Source organism: Winkia neuii subsp. neuii DSM 8576 (assembly GCF_000420405.1).
GTDB lineage: Bacteria > Actinomycetota > Actinomycetes > Actinomycetales > Actinomycetaceae > Winkia > Winkia neuii.
Window position 1 is genome coordinate 262829 of sequence record NZ_ATUW01000001.1, and the last position, 21002, is coordinate 283830.

18 protein-coding genes and 1 tRNA gene are annotated in these 21002 nt (G+C 59.0%); 8 read left to right on the forward strand and 11 right to left on the reverse strand.

The genetic code is table 11. The features are described 5' to 3' along the window. Window positions 1–20 precede the first annotated feature (20 nt). From G437_RS0101180 to G437_RS0101190, 3 genes are all read right to left on the reverse strand, one after another. Complete coding sequence (locus G437_RS0101180) at window positions 21–485, reverse strand: RidA family protein (RefSeq protein ID WP_024330777.1); 465 nt, start codon at window positions 483–485, stop codon at window positions 21–23. Next, a complete protein-coding gene (gene sp36 / locus G437_RS11290) occupies window positions 482–640 on the reverse strand; it encodes a Sp36 family protein (RefSeq protein WP_004807936.1) in 159 nt (52 codons plus the stop codon). Before sp36 ends, G437_RS0101180 begins: the two co-directional genes overlap by 4 nt. An 87-nt stretch (window positions 641–727) precedes the next feature. Continuing rightward, window positions 728–1060 carry a WhiB family transcriptional regulator gene (locus G437_RS0101190; protein WP_024330778.1) on the reverse strand — a complete coding sequence of 111 codons (333 nt, stop codon included), beginning with the start codon at window positions 1058–1060 and terminating at the stop codon, window positions 728–730. 183 nt (window positions 1061–1243) lie between these two features. Between G437_RS0101190 and G437_RS0101195 the strand changes: the two genes are divergently transcribed. The 3 genes from G437_RS0101195 (at window position 1244) to G437_RS10410 (ending at window position 8456) form a co-directional block, all read left to right on the forward strand. Further along, window positions 1244–3514, forward strand: coding sequence for a transglycosylase domain-containing protein (locus tag G437_RS0101195; protein ID WP_024330779.1), 2271 nt, complete (start codon window positions 1244–1246; stop codon window positions 3512–3514). Next, on the forward strand, window positions 3511–4434 hold the full coding sequence (locus tag G437_RS0101200) for a metallophosphoesterase (RefSeq protein WP_024330780.1): 924 nt from the start codon (window positions 3511–3513) through the stop codon (window positions 4432–4434). Before G437_RS0101195 ends, G437_RS0101200 begins: the two co-directional genes overlap by 4 nt. Window positions 4435–4802: 368 nt before the next feature. Further along, entirely contained in the window at window positions 4803–8456 is a 3654-nt protein-coding gene (locus G437_RS10410) for a DUF1542 domain-containing protein (RefSeq protein ID WP_024330781.1), read from the forward strand. A 378-nt stretch (window positions 8457–8834) separates the two neighbouring features. On the opposite strand, the gene G437_RS0101215 is transcribed toward G437_RS10410, so the two are convergent. The 3 genes from G437_RS0101215 to G437_RS0101225 all read right to left on the reverse strand — a co-directional run bounded on the left by G437_RS0101215 (window position 8835) and on the right by G437_RS0101225 (window position 9982). Then, window positions 8835–8908: transfer RNA gene (locus tag G437_RS0101215), tRNA-Pro, on the reverse strand. 67 nt (window positions 8909–8975) lie between these two features. Then, window positions 8976–9299, reverse strand: a complete 324-nt coding sequence (locus G437_RS0101220) for a branched-chain amino acid transporter permease (protein ID WP_024330783.1) — start codon at window positions 9297–9299, stop codon at window positions 8976–8978. After that, window positions 9296–9982: an AzlC family ABC transporter permease gene (locus tag G437_RS0101225; RefSeq protein ID WP_024330784.1), complete on the reverse strand. Its 687-nt coding sequence runs from the start codon at window positions 9980–9982 to the stop codon at window positions 9296–9298. The genes G437_RS0101220 and G437_RS0101225 overlap by 4 nt, the downstream gene beginning before the upstream one ends. A gap of 141 nt (window positions 9983–10123) precedes the next feature. Here G437_RS0101225 and G437_RS0101230 point away from each other — a divergent pair, with 141 nt between their 5' ends. Next, window positions 10124–11302, forward strand: coding sequence for a YwiC-like family protein (locus tag G437_RS0101230; RefSeq protein ID WP_024330785.1), 1179 nt, complete (start codon window positions 10124–10126; stop codon window positions 11300–11302). Between the two features lie 4 nt (window positions 11303–11306). On the opposite strand, the gene G437_RS0101235 is transcribed toward G437_RS0101230, so the two are convergent. The 5 genes from G437_RS0101235 to G437_RS0101255 form a co-directional block, all read right to left on the reverse strand. Continuing rightward, window positions 11307–12887 (reverse strand): alpha/beta hydrolase, encoded by a 1581-nt coding sequence (locus G437_RS0101235; RefSeq protein WP_024330786.1) that lies wholly within the window; start codon window positions 12885–12887, stop codon window positions 11307–11309. Further along, window positions 12888–13097 (reverse strand): hypothetical protein, encoded by a 210-nt coding sequence (locus tag G437_RS0101240; protein ID WP_024330787.1) that lies wholly within the window; start codon window positions 13095–13097, stop codon window positions 12888–12890. It lies immediately after the preceding gene. A gap of 186 nt (window positions 13098–13283) precedes the next feature. After that, the gene (gene hemQ / locus G437_RS0101245; protein WP_024330788.1) at window positions 13284–14207 is read right to left on the reverse strand and encodes a hydrogen peroxide-dependent heme synthase; all 924 of its coding nucleotides are present in this window, start codon (window positions 14205–14207) and stop codon (window positions 13284–13286) included. A gap of 13 nt (window positions 14208–14220) precedes the next feature. Continuing rightward, complete coding sequence (locus tag G437_RS0101250; protein ID WP_024330789.1) at window positions 14221–15282, reverse strand: ferrochelatase; 1062 nt, start codon at window positions 15280–15282, stop codon at window positions 14221–14223. After that, on the reverse strand, window positions 15279–16601 hold the full coding sequence (locus G437_RS0101255; RefSeq protein WP_051141851.1) for a glutamyl-tRNA reductase: 1323 nt from the start codon (window positions 16599–16601) through the stop codon (window positions 15279–15281). Before G437_RS0101255 ends, G437_RS0101250 begins: the two co-directional genes overlap by 4 nt. Before the next feature lie 203 nt (window positions 16602–16804). Between G437_RS0101255 and hemE the strand changes: the two genes are divergently transcribed. Genes hemE through G437_RS10810 form a run of 4 tightly spaced genes read left to right on the forward strand, consistent with a single transcriptional unit; the run spans window position 16805 to window position 20995 of the window. Next, window positions 16805–17833: a uroporphyrinogen decarboxylase gene (gene hemE / locus G437_RS0101260; RefSeq protein ID WP_024330791.1), complete on the forward strand. Its 1029-nt coding sequence runs from the start codon at window positions 16805–16807 to the stop codon at window positions 17831–17833. A gap of 17 nt (window positions 17834–17850) precedes the next feature. Beyond that, on the forward strand, window positions 17851–19266 hold the full coding sequence (locus G437_RS0101265; protein ID WP_024330792.1) for a protoporphyrinogen/coproporphyrinogen oxidase: 1416 nt from the start codon (window positions 17851–17853) through the stop codon (window positions 19264–19266). Continuing rightward, on the forward strand, window positions 19263–20306 hold the full coding sequence (hemC, locus tag G437_RS0101270; protein WP_024330793.1) for a hydroxymethylbilane synthase: 1044 nt from the start codon (window positions 19263–19265) through the stop codon (window positions 20304–20306). Before G437_RS0101265 ends, hemC begins: the two co-directional genes overlap by 4 nt. Continuing rightward, window positions 20306–20995 (forward strand): uroporphyrinogen-III synthase, encoded by a 690-nt coding sequence (locus G437_RS10810; protein ID WP_024330794.1) that lies wholly within the window; start codon window positions 20306–20308, stop codon window positions 20993–20995. The genes hemC and G437_RS10810 overlap by 1 nt, the downstream gene beginning before the upstream one ends. Window positions 20996–21002: the final 7 nt, after the last annotated feature.

The following is a 21002-nucleotide window of genomic DNA, read 5'->3' on the forward strand; positions in this document are numbered from 1 at the left end:
AAATGCGCAGTGCTGCAGTGCTACTTGGTGGTAAAGACGACCTCGACCTCGACGGGAGCGCCGAGCGGCAAAGCCGCAACCCCAACGGCGGAACGCACGTGGGGTTCGTCGAAGAGCTCACCGAAGAACAGCGAGGCGCCGTTAGCTACCTGAGCCTGCTCGGTGAAATCGGGCTTGGAAGAAACGAAGGCGGTTACGGCCTCGACGCCGGTAATCGCATCTTCACTGCCGGCGATTGCAACAGCGGCGGCAAGCGCGTTCAGGGCGCAGGCACGGGCGGCGTCCTGAGCATCTTCCAAAGATACTTCGCCCTGGCCTACGTGGCCGGTAGCGACTAGCTGGCCGTCGCGCATGGGCAACTGCCCGGAAGTGCGAATTTTGCCTTCGCCGATTTGGCGAGCTGGGGTGTAGGCGGCAACAGGGGGAACCACCTTGGGCAGTTCGATACCTTGTTCTTTCAGACGTGCAGAGAGTGCTTCACTCATTCAACTGGCCTCTTCAAATATGCGACTAGATTGTCCGAACCGGTTGGTCCGGGGATGACGGCGACGAGTTCCCACCCGTCGGCGCCCCACTGGTCAAGTATCTGCTTTGTGGCGTGTGTTAGCAACGGAATGGTTGCGTATTCCCATTTAGTCATGCCCTAATCCTATCGGGTGCGGCCTAGATTGTTGGGCCCATTTTTTGCGGGAGAGCCGCAGAGGGCGCCCCCCACCTGCAAGAGTGTTTATTTGCGCACTCGGGCGAGGACCCTGGGGATGTGGGGGCTGCGAATTTCTTCAGCTAATGGCGAGGGCGAGTTTTCCAGCCAGTCCGCCCAGTCGGTAATGTTGGGCATTTGCCGGAGCATCGCCCGCCGTTCGCGTTCAGTGAGCCCGCCCCACACCCCAAAGTTAGCTTCGGATTGGAGGGCGTCGGCTAGGCATTGCAGGCGCACTTCGCAGCTGTAACAACGGGTTCTAACCTGGCGTTGGGCGGCTCCTTGGACGAACAGTGCGTCTGGTTCGTCTTGTGCGCACAGGGCTTTTGCGGCCCAGGTTTGATCTCCGTTCAAATTCATTGCAGCTTAGACCCTTCGTTGTTTTGGCTTCGTTGCCTAAGTGTGACGGTACCTACATTTCTTATTTTTGTCCATGCGGGAACGCACTTTTTGGTTTGGCTCGTAGCTAACGAGCTAGTAACAATGTCCCCATTGTGGGTAAGTCTCTTATCATTTATCTGCCAGATTGTTTAGGCTAAAGGCATGTCGAAATCTTCTGGGTCTTCTAGGTTTGATGCGCTGGTGACCGGGGCGCGTCCTGTTTCTACGAAGCAGTACCGCCACCTGCTGGTGTCTATGGCTGCCATGGTTGGCCTTTGCGCAATCTTTTTAGCAGGCCTTTCTATTCCTGCAATTGGTATGGCGGGTATGGCTACCACGCAGGGCACCCAGGCGTTTTCTAAGATGCCGGGCGAATTCGAGGCCCTGCCCCCGTCGCAGCAGTCGATTATTGAGGCTTCCGACGGCACCGAGTTGGCGCGTTTTTACGCCGAAGATCGCATTGTGGTGCCACTCGAGAAGATGTCTCCGTGGATCCAGAAGGCCGCGGTGGCAATCGAAGATAGGCGCTTTTTTGATCACGGCGGCATCGACGTTATGGGCATGTCGCGCGCACTTGTCAACAACTTCCTTGGGGGCGACACCGAGGGCGCTTCCACCCTCACCCAGCAGTACGTGAAGAACACGTTGATAGAAACCGCACTGCAGAAGAACGATCCGCTGGCTAGGGCGAAGGCCGAGGAACATTCGGTTTCGCGCAAGCTGCGCGAGGCCAAGTACGCGATCACTCTCGAAAAGAAGATGTCCAAGAAGAAGATCTTGGAAGGTTATTTGAACATTGCGCCTTTCGGGCCCAACGTCTACGGCACTGAGGCGGCCGCCCATCACTACTTCTCGAAGCCCGGCAAAGAACTGTCTATTGGCGAGGCCGCGTTGCTGGCCGGCATTACGCAAAATCCGATTGGGTTCAACCCGCTCCAGCACCCGCAAAAGGCCCAGGATAGGCGCAACCAGGTGTTGTTCACGATGCTCGAAACAAAGGCAATCACTAACGAGCAGTACCAGGAGGCCAAGGCCCAAAAGGTGCAGGACATGTTGAAGCCGTCCAACACCCCGCAAGGTTGTGGCGCTGCCGGGGATGCCGCCCACTTCTGCGCCTACGTAGTTCACGAGATCTACCAGAACGAGGCTTTCGGAAAAGACATTGCCGAGCGGCGCAATCTGCTCATGCGCGGCGGCTTGCGGATTCGCACTACTTTGGATAAGCGCATGCAAGATGCGGCGGCCAAAGCAGCCACCACTGCGATCCCAATCAACGATCCTTCCGACGCTCGTATTGCTATCACTTCTGTTCGCCCGGGTACAGGCGAGATTTTGGCGATGGCCCAGAACACGAACTTTGGTTCTAACACCGACAAGGATCCTTCGGCTACCGAGCAGGTTTTCGCAGCCGACGAGGATCACGGCGGCGGCGCGGGCTACCAGACCGGGTCGTCGTTCAAGCCCATCACTTTGGCCGCCTGGTTCGAAGCCGGCTATTCCCCCTACGCGGTAGTTGGCGGGCGCACAAACTATTCGGCCTCGGACTGGAACATAGGCGATTGCGACGCGGCTCCCGACGCCTGGCAGGTTCACAACAACGAGAACTTCTCGCCTAGAGCAACCACCGTGTTGCAAGGTACGCAGCGCTCGCTAAACACCACCTACGCGGGCATGGCTTCGCGCCTGGACCTTTGCAAGATCAAGGATGTGGCCAAGCGCGTGCATGCCGTTCCTGGGGATGGGTCAAATCCCACCTTCCGCCCCTCCGATATTTTGGGTTCGGGGTCGGTGCCTCCGCTCAATATGGCTAACGCGTTCGCTACTTTTGTAAACAAGGGCGAATACTGCAAACCGCTGGCGATCAGCGCCGTTACCGACGCTTCCGGCAAGAAGCTGAAGGTGCCGCAAAAGTCTTGCAAGAAGGCTATGGACAAGGGCCCAGCCGAGCAAACTACTTGGACCTTGGAGCGTACCTACAACTCGTACAGTTCCTTGGGCTATGCCTCTATTGGGCGTCCGGCTATTGCTAAGACGGGTACTACTACCGGCCCGTCGGATGCTTGGATTGTGGGTTCCACCCCTGACATTTCCACTTCGGTGTGGGTGGGCCACGCCCAGGGCATTGCTCCTTTGGCCGACGTAGTCGTTGGGGGCCGCTACTTCGACATCATGTACGGTTCTACCCTGCCGGCCAACACTTGGCAGGCCTACATGCGGGCGGCCCACGAGGGGATTGCGGCGCGCGGTTTCGACTATTCTGACATAGGCTCTAACTCCCGCAGGGCCGAACCGCGCAGGCAGGCACCCGCCCAGCAACCACAGCGGCAAGAGCCCAGGCAGCAACCTGAGCCGGAAGAGCCCGAGCCAGCCCCGAAGCCCAGCGAGGAGCCGTCTACCACGGTCACCGAGACCACCATTATTGAGGAACGTTGATCCGCGCGGCTAAGGTTTTAGGTGCCGGCGCGCTCGTTGGCCTGGCTGGTCTGGTTTGGGGCAGCGTGGAGCGACGCTTCCCCAAGGTCACGGCGGTTAGCGTTCCGGGCAGGCCTGGCACTGCCCGCCTGCGCATTTTGCAGGTTGCCGACGCTCATTTGTGGCCTTCCCAGCGGTGGGAGGTGGACTTCATCGCCTCCGCGGCAGATGTGCCGTTTTCGTTGTGCGTAAATACCGGCGACAATTTTTCGGATCCGGGCGCCCTCGACATGGCCAAGCAGGCGTTTGCTCCGCTGCTAAGGCGGCCCGGGGTGTTCACGTTTGGTTCTAACGACTATTTTGGGCCCCACTTTAAGAATCCGTTCCGGTATTTCTTTGGTACTTCTTCTGCCGACGAGCGCCCCGAAGTCCCGGATTTGCCGCACGCCGCACTCGCCGAGTTTTTTGAGGGCGCCTGGCAGGATGTGCGCAACAGGGCCGTAGATTTACAGGTGCGGGCTTTGCCTGCCGAGGGCGATCCTGCCCCTGTTGCCAACGTTTCGATTATGGGAGTTGACGACCCGCACATTGACCGGGACCGGGTTCCTTCCCCGCCCGCCGGCTGGGAGCAGGCAGACCTGCGCATAGGGGTATCCCACGCCCCCTATCGGCGGGTGTTAGACGCCTTCACCGAGGCTGGGGCCGATCTGATTATTTGCGGGCACACCCACGGCGGCCAAGTGCGCGTGCCGTTTGTTGGCGCTTTAGTAAATAATTCCGACATTCCCCTGGAGTATGCGTCCGGCCTGCACGACTGGTGCGCGGGCGGGCGCACCGCCAAGCTGTTCGTGTCCAAGGGGCTTGGCACCTCGAAAACAGCGCCACTGCGGTTTTGGTGCCGCCCCGAGATTGCTTTTATCGATATAAACCCCGCAAACTGACCGGAGCTAGCGGCCTCGCATCCGTAGCACCCAAAGCACAACCGGGCGGCGGCCCCCTAGGGGAACCCCCGCGCGCTCACACCACCCGGCAGAGTTACCACAAGCTCGCTATAAGCAATCTGCGCGCCTGATAAAGCATTTATTTCACACTTATAATATTTTCCATTCCGGCTCGCATTTTGTTCTAAAACGACCTTATTACTGCCCTAAGTAATAGCTATTTTCCATTCATTCCTGTCGCCTTTTTGCATGCGCTTAGAGCACATAAATACAGGTGGGCAGGACTTTGAACGGTTGGTAATATCTTGTGCGATTCTGCAACCACAATTATACAAAATTGTGTAACACGCACGAATGTGAAAAGGAAAATGAATAAAAAACTGCTAACAAAAAGCAGCTACGGCAGTTCTAAGCATGCGCTTACTGCCCTAGTTGCCGGCGCTCTAGCAACTTCTTTGCTGACTGCGCCCGCCGTTGCGGCTGAGAATTCAGCTTCCACGCCGCAGCCAGATCCGAACCAGACCATGCAAGAGGTTGACAAGACCGAGGCCGGCTACGCGGCTGCCCTACAAAACTTGCCTGAGACTGTAAAGAACAACACCTTTGCCGACAACGCCTTCACGGCTGCAGCAGACAAGCTGAACCTGAAGCCCGGTGCCATCAAAGAGGTAAACGAGCTAGGCGGCTGGCGAGCCATAGACGGCGGCACGTTCGCCGTTGCAAAGGCTCGCAAGGACGGCCTGTACCTAAACTCCATGTTGGGCTCTTCCACTACGAATGTTCAGGAACATCCCAATACCGCAGACCAGTGGAACCCCGAGGTCCAGTACTTCGTAAACGAGCAGGCTACCGGCAAGGCTCCATACGTGCTGGCCATCGGCCGCGGTTGGGATTATTTCAGCCAGCAGACCGGTGCCCAAAAAATCAACGGTAAAAACTTTGTCCAACCGTTCCACGGCATCGAACGTTCCTTCAAGGCTTACTCGAAGGAATACGGCAGCCAGGTAGTTGTCGATTTCAATACCGGCTCCCTAGCCCAGACCTCACGGGCTGCCGGCTACACGGTGCGCGTGCTCGCCACCAAAGACGGCAAGGAAAGCGAAATCTACACAGCCTCCTTCGACCCGGGCAAGCAAGATGCCACCGCAAAATACACTGTCACCCCGTTCGGCGAGGGCAAGGGTACACCAACCTTTAACTACAACGAGGCTTCAAAAGAAGAAATCGCGGATGGCACAGCTATCCCCTACACCCGTTCTAAGACCGGGGGAACAGTCCAGTACGCCTCGCAGGCCACTTTCAAAAAGCCCGCTAACCTCGACGGCATAGAATCGGGGGCCCAAGGCCGTTTCACGTCTCGCCCGATCACTTTGGAAAAGGGCGTCACCGACTACAAGGTGCAGATCACCTCTGATTTTGATAACGACAACGGAGTATACGAATCCTGGGGCAGCGACTCCTCGCTAAAGTTGCAGCGCTCGGTAAAGCACTACGTAAACCCGCTGTTCAACGGGTTCTACGTTGACCAGAAGACCGACCTAACCGCTAAAGAACTACTGAAGGCGCAACTCGCCGCCCTCAAGGCAAAGCGCGACGAATACGTCAAAGGCAAGTCGGATCCTTCTATCGCTAAACTCGACGAGGCCATCAAAGCTGCCGAAGACGCCGTAAACGCGCAGGACGTCAAGAAACTTAGCGAATACAAGGAGCTGGGCAAGAAGCTCACCGAATCCAAAGACCAGCTGATTGACATCACCGACGCTCTAAATGCGGTGCAAAAGGAGCTCGACAACAAGTTGGCTGAAATCAAGGACGCCCCCGGCGCCCTCGACGCTGACAAGGCTGAAGCCAAGAAGGCAGCCGAAGCTGCCGCCGAAAAAGCGAAGGCCGCAATCAAGGCAGTAGCTGCCAAGGAAGACCTACCCAAGGTGCGGGACGAGGGCGTAAACTCCATCAAAGCTGTAACCGTTTCCAACAAAGAAGCGCTAGCAGCTAAGGTGAATGACGACCCGGCCTTCCAGAAGACTCCCGGCTACATAAACGCTAAAGAACAGAGCTTCCAGAACTCCGACGGCACCCCCAACGCCGAAAAGAACCAGAAGGCTTCCAAACACCTAAGCGACTACGAAGCCGCCCTACAAAAGGCTAAAGACGTCCTGGCTAAGCCGACCGCCACCCAGGACGAGGTCAACAAGGCCCTGGACGAGCTCAACAAGGCGCGCGCACCCTTCGCCTCCGAAGACGCCACCGACCTGGCGCCCCTGAAGGATTCACTAAACAAGAACGGACAGGTTGAAAAAACCGCCCCAATCTACGTGAACGCCACCGGTGAAGAACAGCAAGCCTACGACCAGGCTATGAAGGCTGCCGAAGATCTTCTAAAAGATCCCAACGCCACCCAAAGCCAGGTGAACGCTGCCAAGAAGGCACTGGACGACGCTAAGGCCGCCCTCGACAAGCGGGCGACCGACAAGACCAAGCTATCTGCAGCTGTAACCGCTTCGGTAGACAACAACGACGGCAAGACCAGCGTCTTCTACAAGAACGCAAAGAACCCGAACTACAAGGTCCCCGCAGGCACAGACCCGCAGGCCGCCAAGGGCTTTGCGGACGCCTACGACAAGGCTCTAGAAAACGCCAAGAAGGTCCTCGCCGACCCGCAGGCCACCCAGAAGCAGGTAGACGAAGCAACTGCCGCCCTGAAGAAGGCAGAAGCCGACTTGCAAAAGCTCAGCTCTGATCCCAAGGACCTGATCGAAGAAGTAAACAACCAGATCACCGTCCAAGGTCTGCCCGCATTTGCGAACCTCAAAGAAAAGGCACAAAAAGACGGTGCCGATTCGCAGGCTGCCAAAGATCTGGCCGCCTACGAGGATGCCGTAACCAAGGCAGGGGCCGCACTGTTGAAGTACCAAAATGCTGCCACAGATCCAGCCAACCAGCCTACCCAGCAGGAACTAGACGAGGCCAAAGCTGCACTGCAAGCCGCTCGCGACCTGGTGGACAAGTACGCTACCGACACCCGCAAGTTGCAAAACGCCCTCGACAATGAAAAGGCCACCAAGGCCGGCCCCGCCTACGCCAACGCTGCTGCCCCAGCATACGTAGACAAAGACGGCAAGCCGGATGCGGAAAAGAACAAGCAGGCCAAAGACGCCAAGGACGCCTACGACAAGGCGGTTGCCGACGGCAAGAAAGTCCTAGCTAACCCGCAGGCCACCCAGGCTGAAGTAGATGCGGCCGAAAAGGCAATCGCTGACGCCGAAGCCGGCCTGGCCCCCTTCGCAACGGACGCCTCCCAGCTGGCTAAGAAGGTTGGCGAGGCCTCCGCCTTCGAGCAGACCCCGGCATACGCCAACGCTGTTGCCTCCAAGAACGGAATGGGCGAGAACGCCGACGTGGCCGCCTACAAGAAGGCGCTGGAAGCCGCTAAGGCCGTCCTAGCCGATCCGAAGGCCACTCAGGCCGATGTCGACAAGGCTCTGAAAGACCTGAAGGACGCTGAAGACAAGATCACGAAGGAATACCCGACTGACTCGTCCAAGCTAGAGGCCGAAGCTAAAACCGCTGCCGACATTCAGAAGGGCGACGAATTCAAGGATGCGCTCGGCAACGAGCACACCAAGGATGCGGCCAAGGCCTACCAGAATGCCCTAGTCGCCGCCAAAGCAGTTCTTGGCAACAAGAACGCAACCCAGGCCGATGTCGACAAGGCCCTGAAAGACCTGAAGGCTGCAGGCGACACCTACAAGGACGCCCTAGCCAAGAAGGCCGACGATGCCAACGCCGGCAAGGACGATACCGAGGGTAAGTCCGAGGGCGAAGGCAACGGCGAGGGCACCAGCCAGCCGGGTGGCAACGGCAAGTCCGAAACCCGCCACACGGTCAAGACCGAACAGAACACCAACGCCAAGTTGCCCGCAACCGGCACTAGCGCACTGTTCCTACTGGCAACGGGCGCTCTAGTCACCGCCGGAGGCGTAGCCCTACGCCTCAGCCGCAAAGCGGCCTCGCGCAACTAATTCACGAAAACTGAATAGTTAGCTCACAACGGCTAAACTCCCCGCCGGTAGCTCTGAAATTTCAAAGCTACCGGCGGGGAGTCCCATATAAGCCCCAAAACGCATCGAAGCCCCCAACAACAGCGACACGGGCCAAAACACACCAAAACAGGTACCGTCTGATGTCCCCCAACAAAATAACGGCCAGCAACAAGACGCCCAGGGAATCCTCTAAAGCAAACGCCCCCTCCTCCCTCGGCACAAAAAAAGCGGAAGCTTTCGCTCCCGCTTTATGGGCCACACTAGTGGGGTATTCGGTCACCACGCTCCCTACGACCCCCTCCTCCTTCGGCGCAAAAAAAGCGGAAGCTTACGCTCCCGCTTTTTTGGCCTCACTCGTCGGGGTGACAGGATTTGAACCTGCGACCTCTTCGTCCCGAACGAAGCGCGCTACCAAGCTGCGCCACACCCCGTGGCTCACAAAAGCATACCCTACCCAAGCCAAAACCGGAAAATCATATCACCGTCAAACACGCCACACTAGGCGAACGCCATCCCCAACAGCCAGTACACGCCCACGCCCGCAACTATCGACACAAGCGCATTCGCCCACCGCCAATGCACCACGGCAGTAACCACAATCCCCACCAACGCAGGAACCCAAGACGCGAGCACCGACAACCTCACGTCAGCCACAGTAAACGTAACAAGTATTACCATCACCCCAAGCGGCATGGTCTGAGCCACCACCCGCATCAGCTCGCTATCGCGCACCTTAGACAGCGCCACAAACGGCACCCCCCGCAAAGCGTAAGTAACCGCAAAAATCACTACTAGCGCTGCGGCCACATACCCATAGTTCATTTACCCCTCCGCAACTGGAACCAGGCGTTAGCCAATATCAGTACCGTGAACAGCCCCAGGGCAATCACGAGCATCTGCCCTCGCGCCAGGAACACCCCGAATACGGCACACCCAAACGCAGCCAGGCCAATGCCCCACTGGTGGTTCTGCTTATAGGCGTCAACCGCAAGAGTCACAAACAAAGCGGTGAGGGCGAACCCCAAGAATCTAGTATCAAAAGTAAGCAGATTCCCAACTAACGCCCCGCCCCCAACACCCACGACCCAATAAAACTGGCACAGGGCTTCAGTGGTAAGCACCTGCACTCCACTGAGCGTGCCCGCTGGTTTCGGTGCCAGCAAAGCATACGCCTCGTCAGTCAGTGCGTGCACCCCATAAAGACGCCCAGGCACAGACCGTATCCGGTGCAGGGGGAAAGAAAGCCCGTAAAACAAGTGCCGGAAATTCACAAAGAAAGTAGTGATGGCTATTTGCGGCAAAGATACCCCCGAGAGGATCAGCCCCACAGCGGTAAATTCCATAGATCCTGCGTATATGACAATCGAAGAAACCACCGCAAGCCACATGGGGAACCCCTGGGTCACCGCAAAAACCCCAAAGGCAAACCCCAGGGGGACATACCCCAAACCCACCACGTAGGTGTCGCGGAGTGCCTTTTTCACCTCGAGCGCAGATCCTGCCATGAACCAACACTAAATGAGACAGGTAAACTTGTGCATGAGGAGCCACAATACGACAAAAGACCTAGAATTGTTACATAACTGGAACAGTTTTGCCAGCTTGTTGTTACCGCACTTTTATATACCTCCGATAAGGTGTATCCGATGACAGACAATCCGCAGCACCCGAAGCGTCGCTCGTTGAGCGACAGGCAAGCCGAACTCGGCAGCCAAACTGGCCGCGGCGTAGTCTCACAAGAAACTTCCCCTTCCGGCGGCGGAGTCACCTCCACGCCGTATACCGGGCAAATCCCCAAAATTACTGCAGATCAAATGACTCCGCAGGTAAAAGAGGGCCTTGGGGTGGCCACCACCGGCATGATGAGGGCAATCAAACCCACCACGTCCGTACCGCAGGAAGCGCAAAAATCAGTTCCTGCTAGCCCCCCTAACAAAAAACACCCTTCCAGCACCCGCACGCTTCCCGCCGACACGTTAGGCAAAGACGTACTAACCCCAACCGGGTGGACTCCGGACTATTACGCGGCCTTCCCGCTAGCAATTATCCCTTTTTTGGTGGGGACACTTTTGGCCCAACCAAGTTGGGAACACCTGCCGCTTTTCGCCCTCTGGATCGTTGGCTACATGTGTTTTAACGCCATCGGCCTGTGGCTGCGCTCGGGGCTAGACCACCATTACTGGGCTCCCGCGCGCACCTATTCGGCCATCAGTGCTGTGCTAGCGGTAGTAAACCTGATCGTGAGCCCCTACCTTACTGAATGGACCGTGGCGTTTTTGCCCTTCGCCATAACCGCAGGCTGGCAGTGTTTTGCCCACAATTGGCGGACTCCACTAACCAGGTTGTGCACGGTGTGTGCCTCTTCGCTCATCCTGCTGGTCGCCTTCGACGTGGGCAACGGGTTCTCGAGGCCCTTCTGGGCACCCGATTGGTTACAACACTCCTCGGGGCCATCCCCAGACCACGCCCTGGCTCCTGCCCAGGTTAGTGCCGGCTGGGGATGGGCAGGAATCTGCGCCCTCCTAATGGCTATGGCCTCGTTTGGCACCATCACTTATCTGCGCACTCTGGGGCGAAACGGGTTACACGCAAAATACGTGGTGCCAGCTGCTGTTGTTCATGTACTCCTGTTCCTTAGCGCCATCTTAGGGTTTGGCCTGGGTGAGCTTAGCCAAGCTGCCCTGGTAGCAGCCTCCTTGTATGTAGTGCGAATGGCATTTACCCCGCTAACCGCAAAATGGGTACAACAATCCTCGCACGGCTTCCTAGTGGTTGCAGTGGAATCTATTTTGATAACCCTGTTCGGAGCCAGCTTGTTGATGTAGTCGATTACCGGTTTGGCCCCACCCGCTCAGCAAAGAATTCATAGGCTTTAGTTGTGGCCCCCCGGTCTAAGCCCAGGGCGCTATTCCGCCTAGCGTTCCAACTTTGCAGGTAGGGAACATGCCGTTTTTCAGCCTCCGCCAGTATGCGCTGGTAATTTTCCATCGAATGGGGCACCCTGGCCGGATTGTCCGTAGTGTCAGCTACGAGCGACGGCAGCTGCGGATCCACCGCATTCCCATCTAGGCCCGGCACCGCGTCCGAAGTATCGCGCACGAACAGCACATCCACCCCATTTTCTGCCGCTTTGCGGGCCGTAGCAGGCCTAGTAGGACCCGCGATCGCAAGCACGGACTTCACATTGTACTTGCGGGTAAAAACCGGGTCGGCTGCGAGCGAAGTAGCCACCGCGCTACCCTGGGAATGGCCAACCAGCTCCACGGGCTCCCCGCGGGCCCCCACCTGCTCCAATGCCTTTTCGACCGCAATTTCTTGGTCTGCGCGCATGCCGGCTACGGCCTGCAAGTTAGTTTGCATGCCGAGTGTATTTTTGCCACCTGAAGCAAATGTCTCCATCCCCCTAATATTCACAGTCCACGACACCTTGCCGGCGGTGTTCACATGCCTGAGCACCTCCACGTGCGCCCCGGGGTCGGCGGGTGCGCAGCTTTTCACCTGGCCCAACCGCCCCGCCAAGGCAGAAGCCGTAAGCGCAGTAGCTGCCGCAGGGGGGCCGCCGGCCACACGCACCGCACAGGTAGGAGACAATTTAGGGGCGGTATGCCCGTACATTTTGTTTATGGTCTGCCCCCGATTGCGTGCCTCGAGCGCGTTAGCGCCAACCAGCAACGCGAATGCGCCCTCGATAGCGCGAGGAGATTGGAGCACGTCCACGCCCATGGCAAGGCTTTGCAGGCGCGAAGCTTTCAGCTGCGCAAGGGGGTCAGAAGCTCGCACATAGCTCACCCGCCCGTCTGGCCCCACCAGCCGAATACGACGCGGAAAACCCGCCGGATTTGCGGACAAGGCGGCCAGCACCGCCGCGGGAGCAGCTGCCGCCTGAGCCGGGCTCTTGCCGCTAAGGCTGCCCACCAATGTTGAGGTAGGAAACAGCCACTGCGAAGTCTTGTTCATACCCCGGGCGGCCAGTTCGCCCTCGATCCCCAAAGGCTTAGTAACCCCAAATACCGGCAGTAGGCCAACGCCTGTAAGTACTATGCCCCCCAAAGGCGCCGGCACGCCATCGAGCAGGCCAAACAGCGCCACCCCCAGCAAATTTTTGTGCGCGCGGGAACGATTGCGAGCTTCAGCCTGTTCGTACCGGCTGGCGGCCGCCTCGAGTTTACAGGCGAAGGATTCGATTCGACCAACCATTTGTGCGGTTCCAGCGCTAACCTTGTACGCCTCACCTAGACAGGCGGCCACAGAAGCTCCCAGCAGGTAGGTTTCAGCTTCTAAGGTTGCCCGTACGCTCACGGAAGCTCCCTGGGCTGCCAAAAGCCTGGGCAACAGCCAGCGCAACAGGTGTGCCACCCGCCGCAGCTGAGCAGTATCGACCCGCGAAGTACCCGTAGTCCAGATTTCCATTTACGCCCCCGCTGCAACCACTTGCGCATGCAAGTTATCGGCCAACGCGTTGAGTGCTACCAGTTCGCCCCGAATCGCCTCCGCCTGTGCTCTAGCGCTATTTGCCGCTTTGCCCTGCCAGATACCAAAATCCAGCTGCATCCCGCAGAGCACCGATTCCAGCTCGCGCTTTATAAGGGCCACTTGAGGGCCCGCCAAACCTGTTGTCATCACTACCTCCTAACCGAAGGCTAGGAGGTGAAAAGAGCAAAAATACTTAGTGCACATGCGCGGCCCTGCCAACACCTGTAACCGTCCCTGTGGAAACATAATTGGCCGCTTAAATACGATAGCCTCGGCCAACTCCGCCCCACCAAATACTGGAAGGGGGAAGCTGGCCGAAGCAAACGGGATTAGCTATTTAGCGCTGGCAGGTTTGTCTTCGATTTCTACATCCTGCTTGTGCCCGTGGCCGCAGCCACAACCACCGTGCTCGTGGCCCTCACCGCAGCCGCAACCGCCGTGGTCGTGGCCATGGTCGTGGCCCTCACCGCAGCCGCAACCGCAGCCGCCCTCGGCCTCACCAAAATGGGGTTGGCGGCTTGCCCATTCGGTCAGCTCAACGCGAGGGCCGGTGAAGAACGGGGTGTCTTCGCGGACGAACAGGCGCGCTTCGGCGTCGCGCTGCACGCGCAGCACGCCCATGATGCGCGACAGATCGTCGTGTTCTAGAGCGATAGTCCATTCGTAGTCGCCCAACGCGAATGCCGCCAGGGTCGACACTTTCACGTCCAGATAGTCGCGGGCGTTCATGCCGTGCTCTTTCAAGATCGCGCTGCGGCGCGCCTTGGGCAGGTAGTACCAGTCCCAACTGCGCACGAACGGATAGACCGCCACGTACTTGCGCGGCACTACCCCACCGAAGCAGGCGGGCAGGTGGCGGTAGTTGAATTCGGCGGGCTTATGGGCTGACATTGCCGACCACACCGGCTCCAGCATCTGCCCCAACTCGGATTGGACCAGCGCATGGTAGGCGGCTTGCAGTTTGTCTGCACTGTCGGATAGGGCCCACAGCATCAGATCGGCGTCGGCCCGGTAGCCGCCTACGTCGTACCAGCCGCGGATTTCCACGCCGGTAGCTTTTACGGCCTCTTCCATGGCATTGGCGAGCGCCTCAGTTTCTGCCGTGGGAATCGCAATAGCGGTGCGGAATACGCATTGCAACGAATAGTTGTCGCGGGCGTTCACCTCGTCTGGGTCGACATGCGCGGCGTCGCGCGGATCGTGTTCATAGGCAGGTTTGTCGGCGTTCGGGTGGGCGATGGAATCTGGGTGCGGCATTGGCATTCCTTCCTTATTTACTTTCCAGACAGGCGGGCAGTTTCTGGTAGTCCGCTGCTGGTTTGCAGGATTCGGGGTGGGCGAGGGCGGGCCAGATTGGTCCAATTGCGTCCTTGCCCTGAGTCTTTTGTGGGTTGAGGCGTTCACAAATAACATCGGCGAGGGCGCCCACGAACGCTGGGTGGGTACCTGCGGTTGCGGCACGGGCGTAGCCTAGCCCTAGTTTGGCGGCACTTTCTTTTGCTTCGGTGTCCAGGTCGTAGACGACTTCCATGTGATCTGTTATGAATCCTATGGGCGCTACCACTACGTTTTCTACCCCTTCGTCTGCTAACTGTTGCAGCCGGTCGTTGATGTCTGGCTCTAACCATTTTGCCATTGGGGGGCCGGATCGGGAGCAGAAGGCTAGGTCGACAGCTATTTGCTTGCCTAAGGTAGCGGAGACGCGCCGGCAGATTTCTGCCCCTAGATCTTGGTGTTGGCGCAGATAGTTGGGTTGATTTGGGTCCCCGGGCAGGCCCGAGTTTTGGTTCATAGCCACTGGGATTGAGTGGGTGACTAGCACTAGGTGGGCGTGGGGTAGTTTGCGCATTTGTTCGACTATGGCGTCGACGTTGGCGGCTACGAATCCTTCGGTGGTGTAGTAGGGGCGCACTTTGTCTAGTTCGAAGTCGGTGCCGAGTTCGTTTTGGGCTGCGGCGAGGTCTTCGCGGTATTGGCGGCACCCGGAGTAGGAGGCGAACGCGGAGGTGAATAGGCAGAGTATCCGCCGCCTGCCCTCGGCTTCAAGTTTTGCCATGGTTTCGGTGAAGAAGGGGTGCCAGTTCCGGTTGCCGATCACGATGGGCAGGTTGATGCCGCGCCGGGTTAGTTCGGCCTGGAGGGCGTCCATCAGTTCTTGGTTGCGCTGGTTTATTGGGCTTACCCCGTCGAAGAGCTTGTAGTGGCCTCCTACCTGAATGAGTCTAGCGTCTGGGATTCCGCGCCCTTTGGTGGCGTTGCGCAGAAACGGAAGTACATCTTGGGGTCCGTTTGGTCCGCCGTAACTGCAGACCATGATTGCATCTGCGCTCACGCAGTTTCCTCCCTGAGTTCGGCTAGTGGGCAGTAGTTAGCCATTTTCTTTGGTTTTACATCGGCTTCTACAGCGGCTTCAGCCAGGTCTATGCCCATTACGGCGTGCAGGGCTCGCACGTATTCGTAGTCGGAGCCGCGGGTGGCGGCGAGTCTGGCATTGACCGAGGGCACGTGGGCTAGTCGCGAGGCGAAGTGGTGTAGGGCGGCAGCTGCGTCTTCGCGGGACATTTGGTTGCGGTGGGGCAGGCGGGCTATTTCTTCGTCCAGGATGTGCCAAATGTGTTCGCGCAGTGCCACTACCACGGGGTCCATGCGGCGCGATTCGATTTCGGCAAATGCTGTCTCCACCGCTTTTTGTACGAGGGCGTGGGCTTTTTCGATGTGCCCTACGGCGGCTTCGGGGATTTGTTCTTGCACGTCGCGCAGGGAAAGCACGCGCACCCCGCTAACTTGACGCACGTCCTCGGCGACGTCTCCGGTGAGGGCCATATCCAAGATGGTCTGGCTTGCTTGCCGTTGCTTTTGGGCCGCGCTTACCAGCTGCGCGTTCAAGATGGGTGCGCCCAATCCGCGGCAGGATATTACCAAGTCGGCTTTGGCGAGGGCGTCAACCAGCCCGTCTGCAGCGATTGGGGTAACGTCATGCCCTTTAGCAAAGCGTTCGGCTCTGCCCGAAGAGGAATAGCAGGCGATGTTTTCGATCTGGCGTCCGCGCAGTTGCGCAACTGAGGCTCCGGCGTAGGATCCGGTGCCGATGATGAGCGCGTTTACTGACGCCGGGTCTTCTTGCCATATGGGTGCTACTAGCGACAGGGCTACGGCAACGACGGATCTGCCTGTACCCGCCAGCCCGGTAAGGCGAGCGACATTGCGCGAGGTGTGCAGGGCCGCTTCGACCGCCCTCGACAGGTCTGTGGAGGTGGTGTGTTCGCGAGTGGCTACCACGTGGGCGCGGCGCAGCTGACCGGAAATTTCGCGTTCGCCTACGACCATGGAATCTAGTCCGCTGGCCACTTCAAATAGGTGGGTTAGGGCGCCCTTGCCAACTAGTACGTTGGCTCGCGAATGTACCGGGCACGAATGTGAGCCCACAGAATCGGCGGGGAATAAGCTGTTCACTACCGCGAGCGCCACCTGTGCAGGGTCTGAGCCGGCTTCGGTGTCCAGGTATATTTCCACCCGATTGCAGGTGGAAAGGATCATTGCGCCGCGCACGTCTGCACGGCGGGTGAGTCTTCGCGCCAGATCTTCACAATTGGCTGCGGCTTGACCTACTCTGTCTAGTCCGTGCACGCCGTGGTGCACTGACACACTCATTAAACCCACGCGTTAGATTGAATCAGAAAAACCAAACTTTTGTGACACTTACACAAATCTAGTCGCAAAACGGATATTTACCACACTTAAGGACACCGTCTGATCTGCAATAATATCAGTTGCGGCAAAGTTGGGGCACAATGGTGAGTTGAAGAAGCTCGCGCGGAATTAGTGTCGTTTTTAGTATCGAAAATAGGAGCAACATGGCTGATGCAACCCCCTTCTTGCAGGCCCTCAAGGGGAAGCGCCCCGCTCACACGCCCGTCTGGTTTATGCGCCAGGCAGGCAGGTCGCTCCCCGAATATAGGCGTCTGCGTGCGGGCAAAAACATGCTCTATTCCTGCCTGGATCCTAAATTAGCTGCGGAACTAACCTGCCAGCCGGTGCGGCGCCACGGGGTGGATGCCGCCGTCTTTTTCTCGGACATTATGGTGCCTCTGAAGCTGGCCGGGATAAACGTTGACATCAAGACGGGGGTAGGCCCTGTAATGGACAAGCCCTACCGCAACGCCTCCGACATTTGGGAACTGGTGTCCCACCGCACTCCCGACACTTCGGCAATAACCGAAGCTGTGCGATTAGCTTGCACCAAGGTGGACGTACCCATTTTGGCGTTCGCGGGGGCACCTTTCACGCTGGCCGCCTACCTGGTCGAGGGCGGCCCTAGCCGCGACCACTTGGCCGCTCGCACTCTGATGCATTCGGCCCCCCAATCCTGGCGCATGCTAGCCAATTGGTGTGCCGAGCTTTCTCTACAGTTCGCTAAAGCCCAAATCGCCGGTGGGGCCCGCGCCTTCCAACTATTCGATTCCTGGGCCGGCTCCCTTTCGAGGGCCGACTACTTGCGCTACTGCGCCCCCTATTCGCGCCGAGTGTTGGCGGGCGTTAGCGCCCTGCGAATTCCCACTATCCACTTTGGGGTGGGCACCGCTTCGCTGCTCACAGATTTTGCCGAGGGCGCTACCTGCGTGGGCGTGGATTACAGAACCGATCTGAGCGAGGCCATAACCACCCTGCGCAAGCACGGTTCCCCCTCGCCGCTGGTAGTGCAGGGTAATATCGACCCGGCAATGCTGGCCTGCCCGCCACGGCTATTGGACGAGCACGTGGACGCAATTTTGGATGCCGGGAAGGCTGCGGATGCCCACATTTTGAACCTTGGCCACGGGGTACCGCGGCAGACTGACCCGCACGTACTAACGCGACTGGTGCAAAGGGTGCATAGACTGTAGGAAATACAGGAGGGCACGTGGAAACTTTTGATGCAATTGTTCTTGGTGTCGGCGTAGCCGGGCTTTGTGCGGCGTATGAGCTATCAAAGCAGGGGCTTACTCCCCTATTGGTTGAACAAAGGGGTACCTGCGGCGGGCTGCTTGCTAGCGCCGATTTCCGGGGCGTTCGCGTAGATTTGGGAGCTGAGTCCTTCGCCAGGCGGGCCACAAAAGTGCGCGAGCTGTGTGGGGAATTGGGCTTGAGCGAGGTGGCTCCTTCTGGTTCGTCCTGGATTTTCACCCCGACCGGTTCTGGCAAGGCCAGCCGCATCGCTCACGGAGTGCTGGGGATTCCTGCAAATCTGGAAGATCCCGCTTTGGACGCCCTCACCAGCCAGGAAAGGGCCCGGCTGGAGCTAGATTTGACTATGCCTGCCCAGGTTGGGGCCGACGCTAAGACCCTCGACATTTTGGTGGCTACCAGGTTGGGCGAGGCGGCCTTAGAAAAACTGGTAGCCCCGGTTGCCGGCGGTATCCATTCTGCCCCCCTAAGCCAGCTGGACGTCGACACCGTGGCCCCCGGATTGCGTGAGGGGTTAACGCGCACTGGCTCGCTCGTAAAGGCGGCTGCCAGTTTGCGTGGGGAAAAGCCGGGCGCCCCTGCCGTGCTCTCTGTCGAGGGCGGAATGTTCCGTTTGCCCGAGGCGCTCGCCCTCCACCTTCAAAAGACGGGCGCAACAGTGTGTACCCACACTCGCGCTAAGGACTTAGTCCAAACGGAAAATGGCTTTACGGTAACCCTTGTGCAAACCACTTCGGGCCCGCACGGCCCACAGGACACAGCCCAAGAACGCACGGTCCAAGCCAAAAAGGTGGTACTCGCCACCGACCCGGCGGCAGCCTTTGAACTACTTTCCGGCGTAGCGGATCTAGACGAAGCGCTAAAAGGCTGGCAGATTCCGAGGGGCGCCGACATGTCCGGGGTAACTTTGTGCGTGCGCGATAGCAGGCTCAACTCGGCCCCGCGCGGATCCGGACTGTTGGTGGCTGCTCCCACCCCCGGCGAAGAGCCTTTGACGTGGGCAAAAGCCCTCACCCACTACAGTGCGAAATGGGAATGGGCAGGGCGCGAACTGGCCGAAAAGATTGGCCCCGACACCCATATTTTGCGGCTGAGCTACGGGCGCCGAAACGAGCAGGCGCGCTCGCACTCTACCCAGGAAGCCGTCAAAGACGCCGCCCTACTATTGGGATTTGAGCCCGAAGAAGTACTTGAGGCAAAGCCCGTGCACTGGGGGCAGGCGATCATTCCACACACCCCCGCCCACCGCGAGCGCGTAGCAGCTTTGGCGCAAAAAGTTGCGCAGGTGCCCGGCCTGCAGATAACAGGCGCCTGGGTGGCTGGAACCGGGCTGGCTGCAGTGGTGCCAAACGCGTTAGAGGTGAAAGCATGATTCGGCTAGGCACCCGCGGCTCGGAGCTGGCGCGCACCCAATCGGAATCTGTAGCGCAGATGCTCTCTACCCTGGGCGTGAAAGTTGAGCTGACCATTATTCGCACTGACGGCGACCACATGGCTGGTTCGCTGGCCCGTTTGGGTGGAGTGGGCGTTTTTGCGGCCACCTTGCGGACGGCGCTTTTAGAGGGCGAGTGCGACTTGGCAGTGCATTCTTTCAAGGATCTGCCCACCGCGCCCGTTCCCGGACTGGTGATCGGGGCTGTCCCACCCCGGGCGGCAACCGCCGATGCTTTTTGTGGCCCAGCCACCCTGGCGGAACTAGATTCGGGGGCTTCTGTGGGCACCGGCTCCCCGCGGCGGGCAGCTCAGTTGCGCGCCCTGCGGCCAGACCTGAAAGTAGTGGACATTCGCGGCAACGTGGGCACCCGTTTAGCCCGGCGCAAGTTGCAAGGTGGAGACCTGGACGGGGTAGTTCTAGCGAAGGCCGGGCTCGCCCGCCTGGGACGCGAAGATGCCATCAGCGAAGAATTTTCTGCCCAGCAAATGCTGCCTGCCCCTTCCCAGGGGGCGTTGGCGGTCGAATGCCGCAGCGAAGATGCTCCTTGGACCGGGTCTTCGCCACTGGCGGTAGCCCTGGGCATGATCGAGGATCGCGCCGCCCGGGCCTCCGCCCACGCCGAGCGCGCGGTGCTCGAAGGTTTGCAGGCCGGTTGCGCCGCCCCAGTTGGCGCGCATGCGCAGCTCACCCAAGGGGGGATGCGGCTAGTTGGCGCTGTGATCTCAATTGACGGAACTAAAAAGCTCTCTGCCGAGTGCACATTTTCGCTAGGGCAACAAACCGTGCCCGAACGCGATCAGGCAGCCCGGCAGGCAGGCCTGCAGGTGGCGCAAGAATTGCTGGATAAAGGGGCCGCTCAGATCACCGACCTGCAAGCGAGCAAAACGCATCGCAGGCCCACCCACGATTCGCAAGCCCTGTGGGCGCCGGGCATATCCGGGCCCAACGACCCAAACGCAGACGTTTCGGCGCACTGATGCTGACCGTACTCACCACCTCCCCCGAGCGAGCCCTAGCAAAAGACCTCGCCGCCCTCGCCCCCTGCCACCTAGCAGCCGCCCCCCTGACTCGCCAATACGGCCTCGACTACGCACTTCCCACCGAAAGGCCAGATTGGGTTTTTGTCACCTCGGCCCGCACTGTCGAATTTTTGGGCGAGGGCGGCCGTTCCTTCGTGGCGAACAGTGGCGCCCGCATAGCCTCGGTGGGGCCGGCCACCACCCGCGCCCTGAACCACGCTGGTATCGAAATAGATCTGGAGCCGGCAGGGCACAGTGCCGCCGGGCTAGTGGCCGCCATGATGCTGCTCCACCAGTCAGGCAAGATAGCTTGGCTGCCCGGATCCGCCCAGGCCCACCCCACCCTTGCCACCGGCCTGACCAATCTGGGCCTGCGCGTTTTGCCGTGCCCCATTTACGACACGGTTCCCGTAGAAACGCTGCCTCCTATTTACGAGCACGCCGATCTAGTTGCTCTAACCTCCGCCTCCGCTGCCCGCGCCCTAGCACAGCTGGCGCCAGCTCCGCTCCCGCCGGCAATCACCATAGGCAACCCCTCCCGCAAAATCGCCCTCGACCTCGGCATAAACGTTTTGGGCACAGCTGCCAACCCAAGTGCCGAAGGGCTCGCCCTCTGCTTAGAAGAAACATTAAAAAGATTTCCTTAAAGTGGTG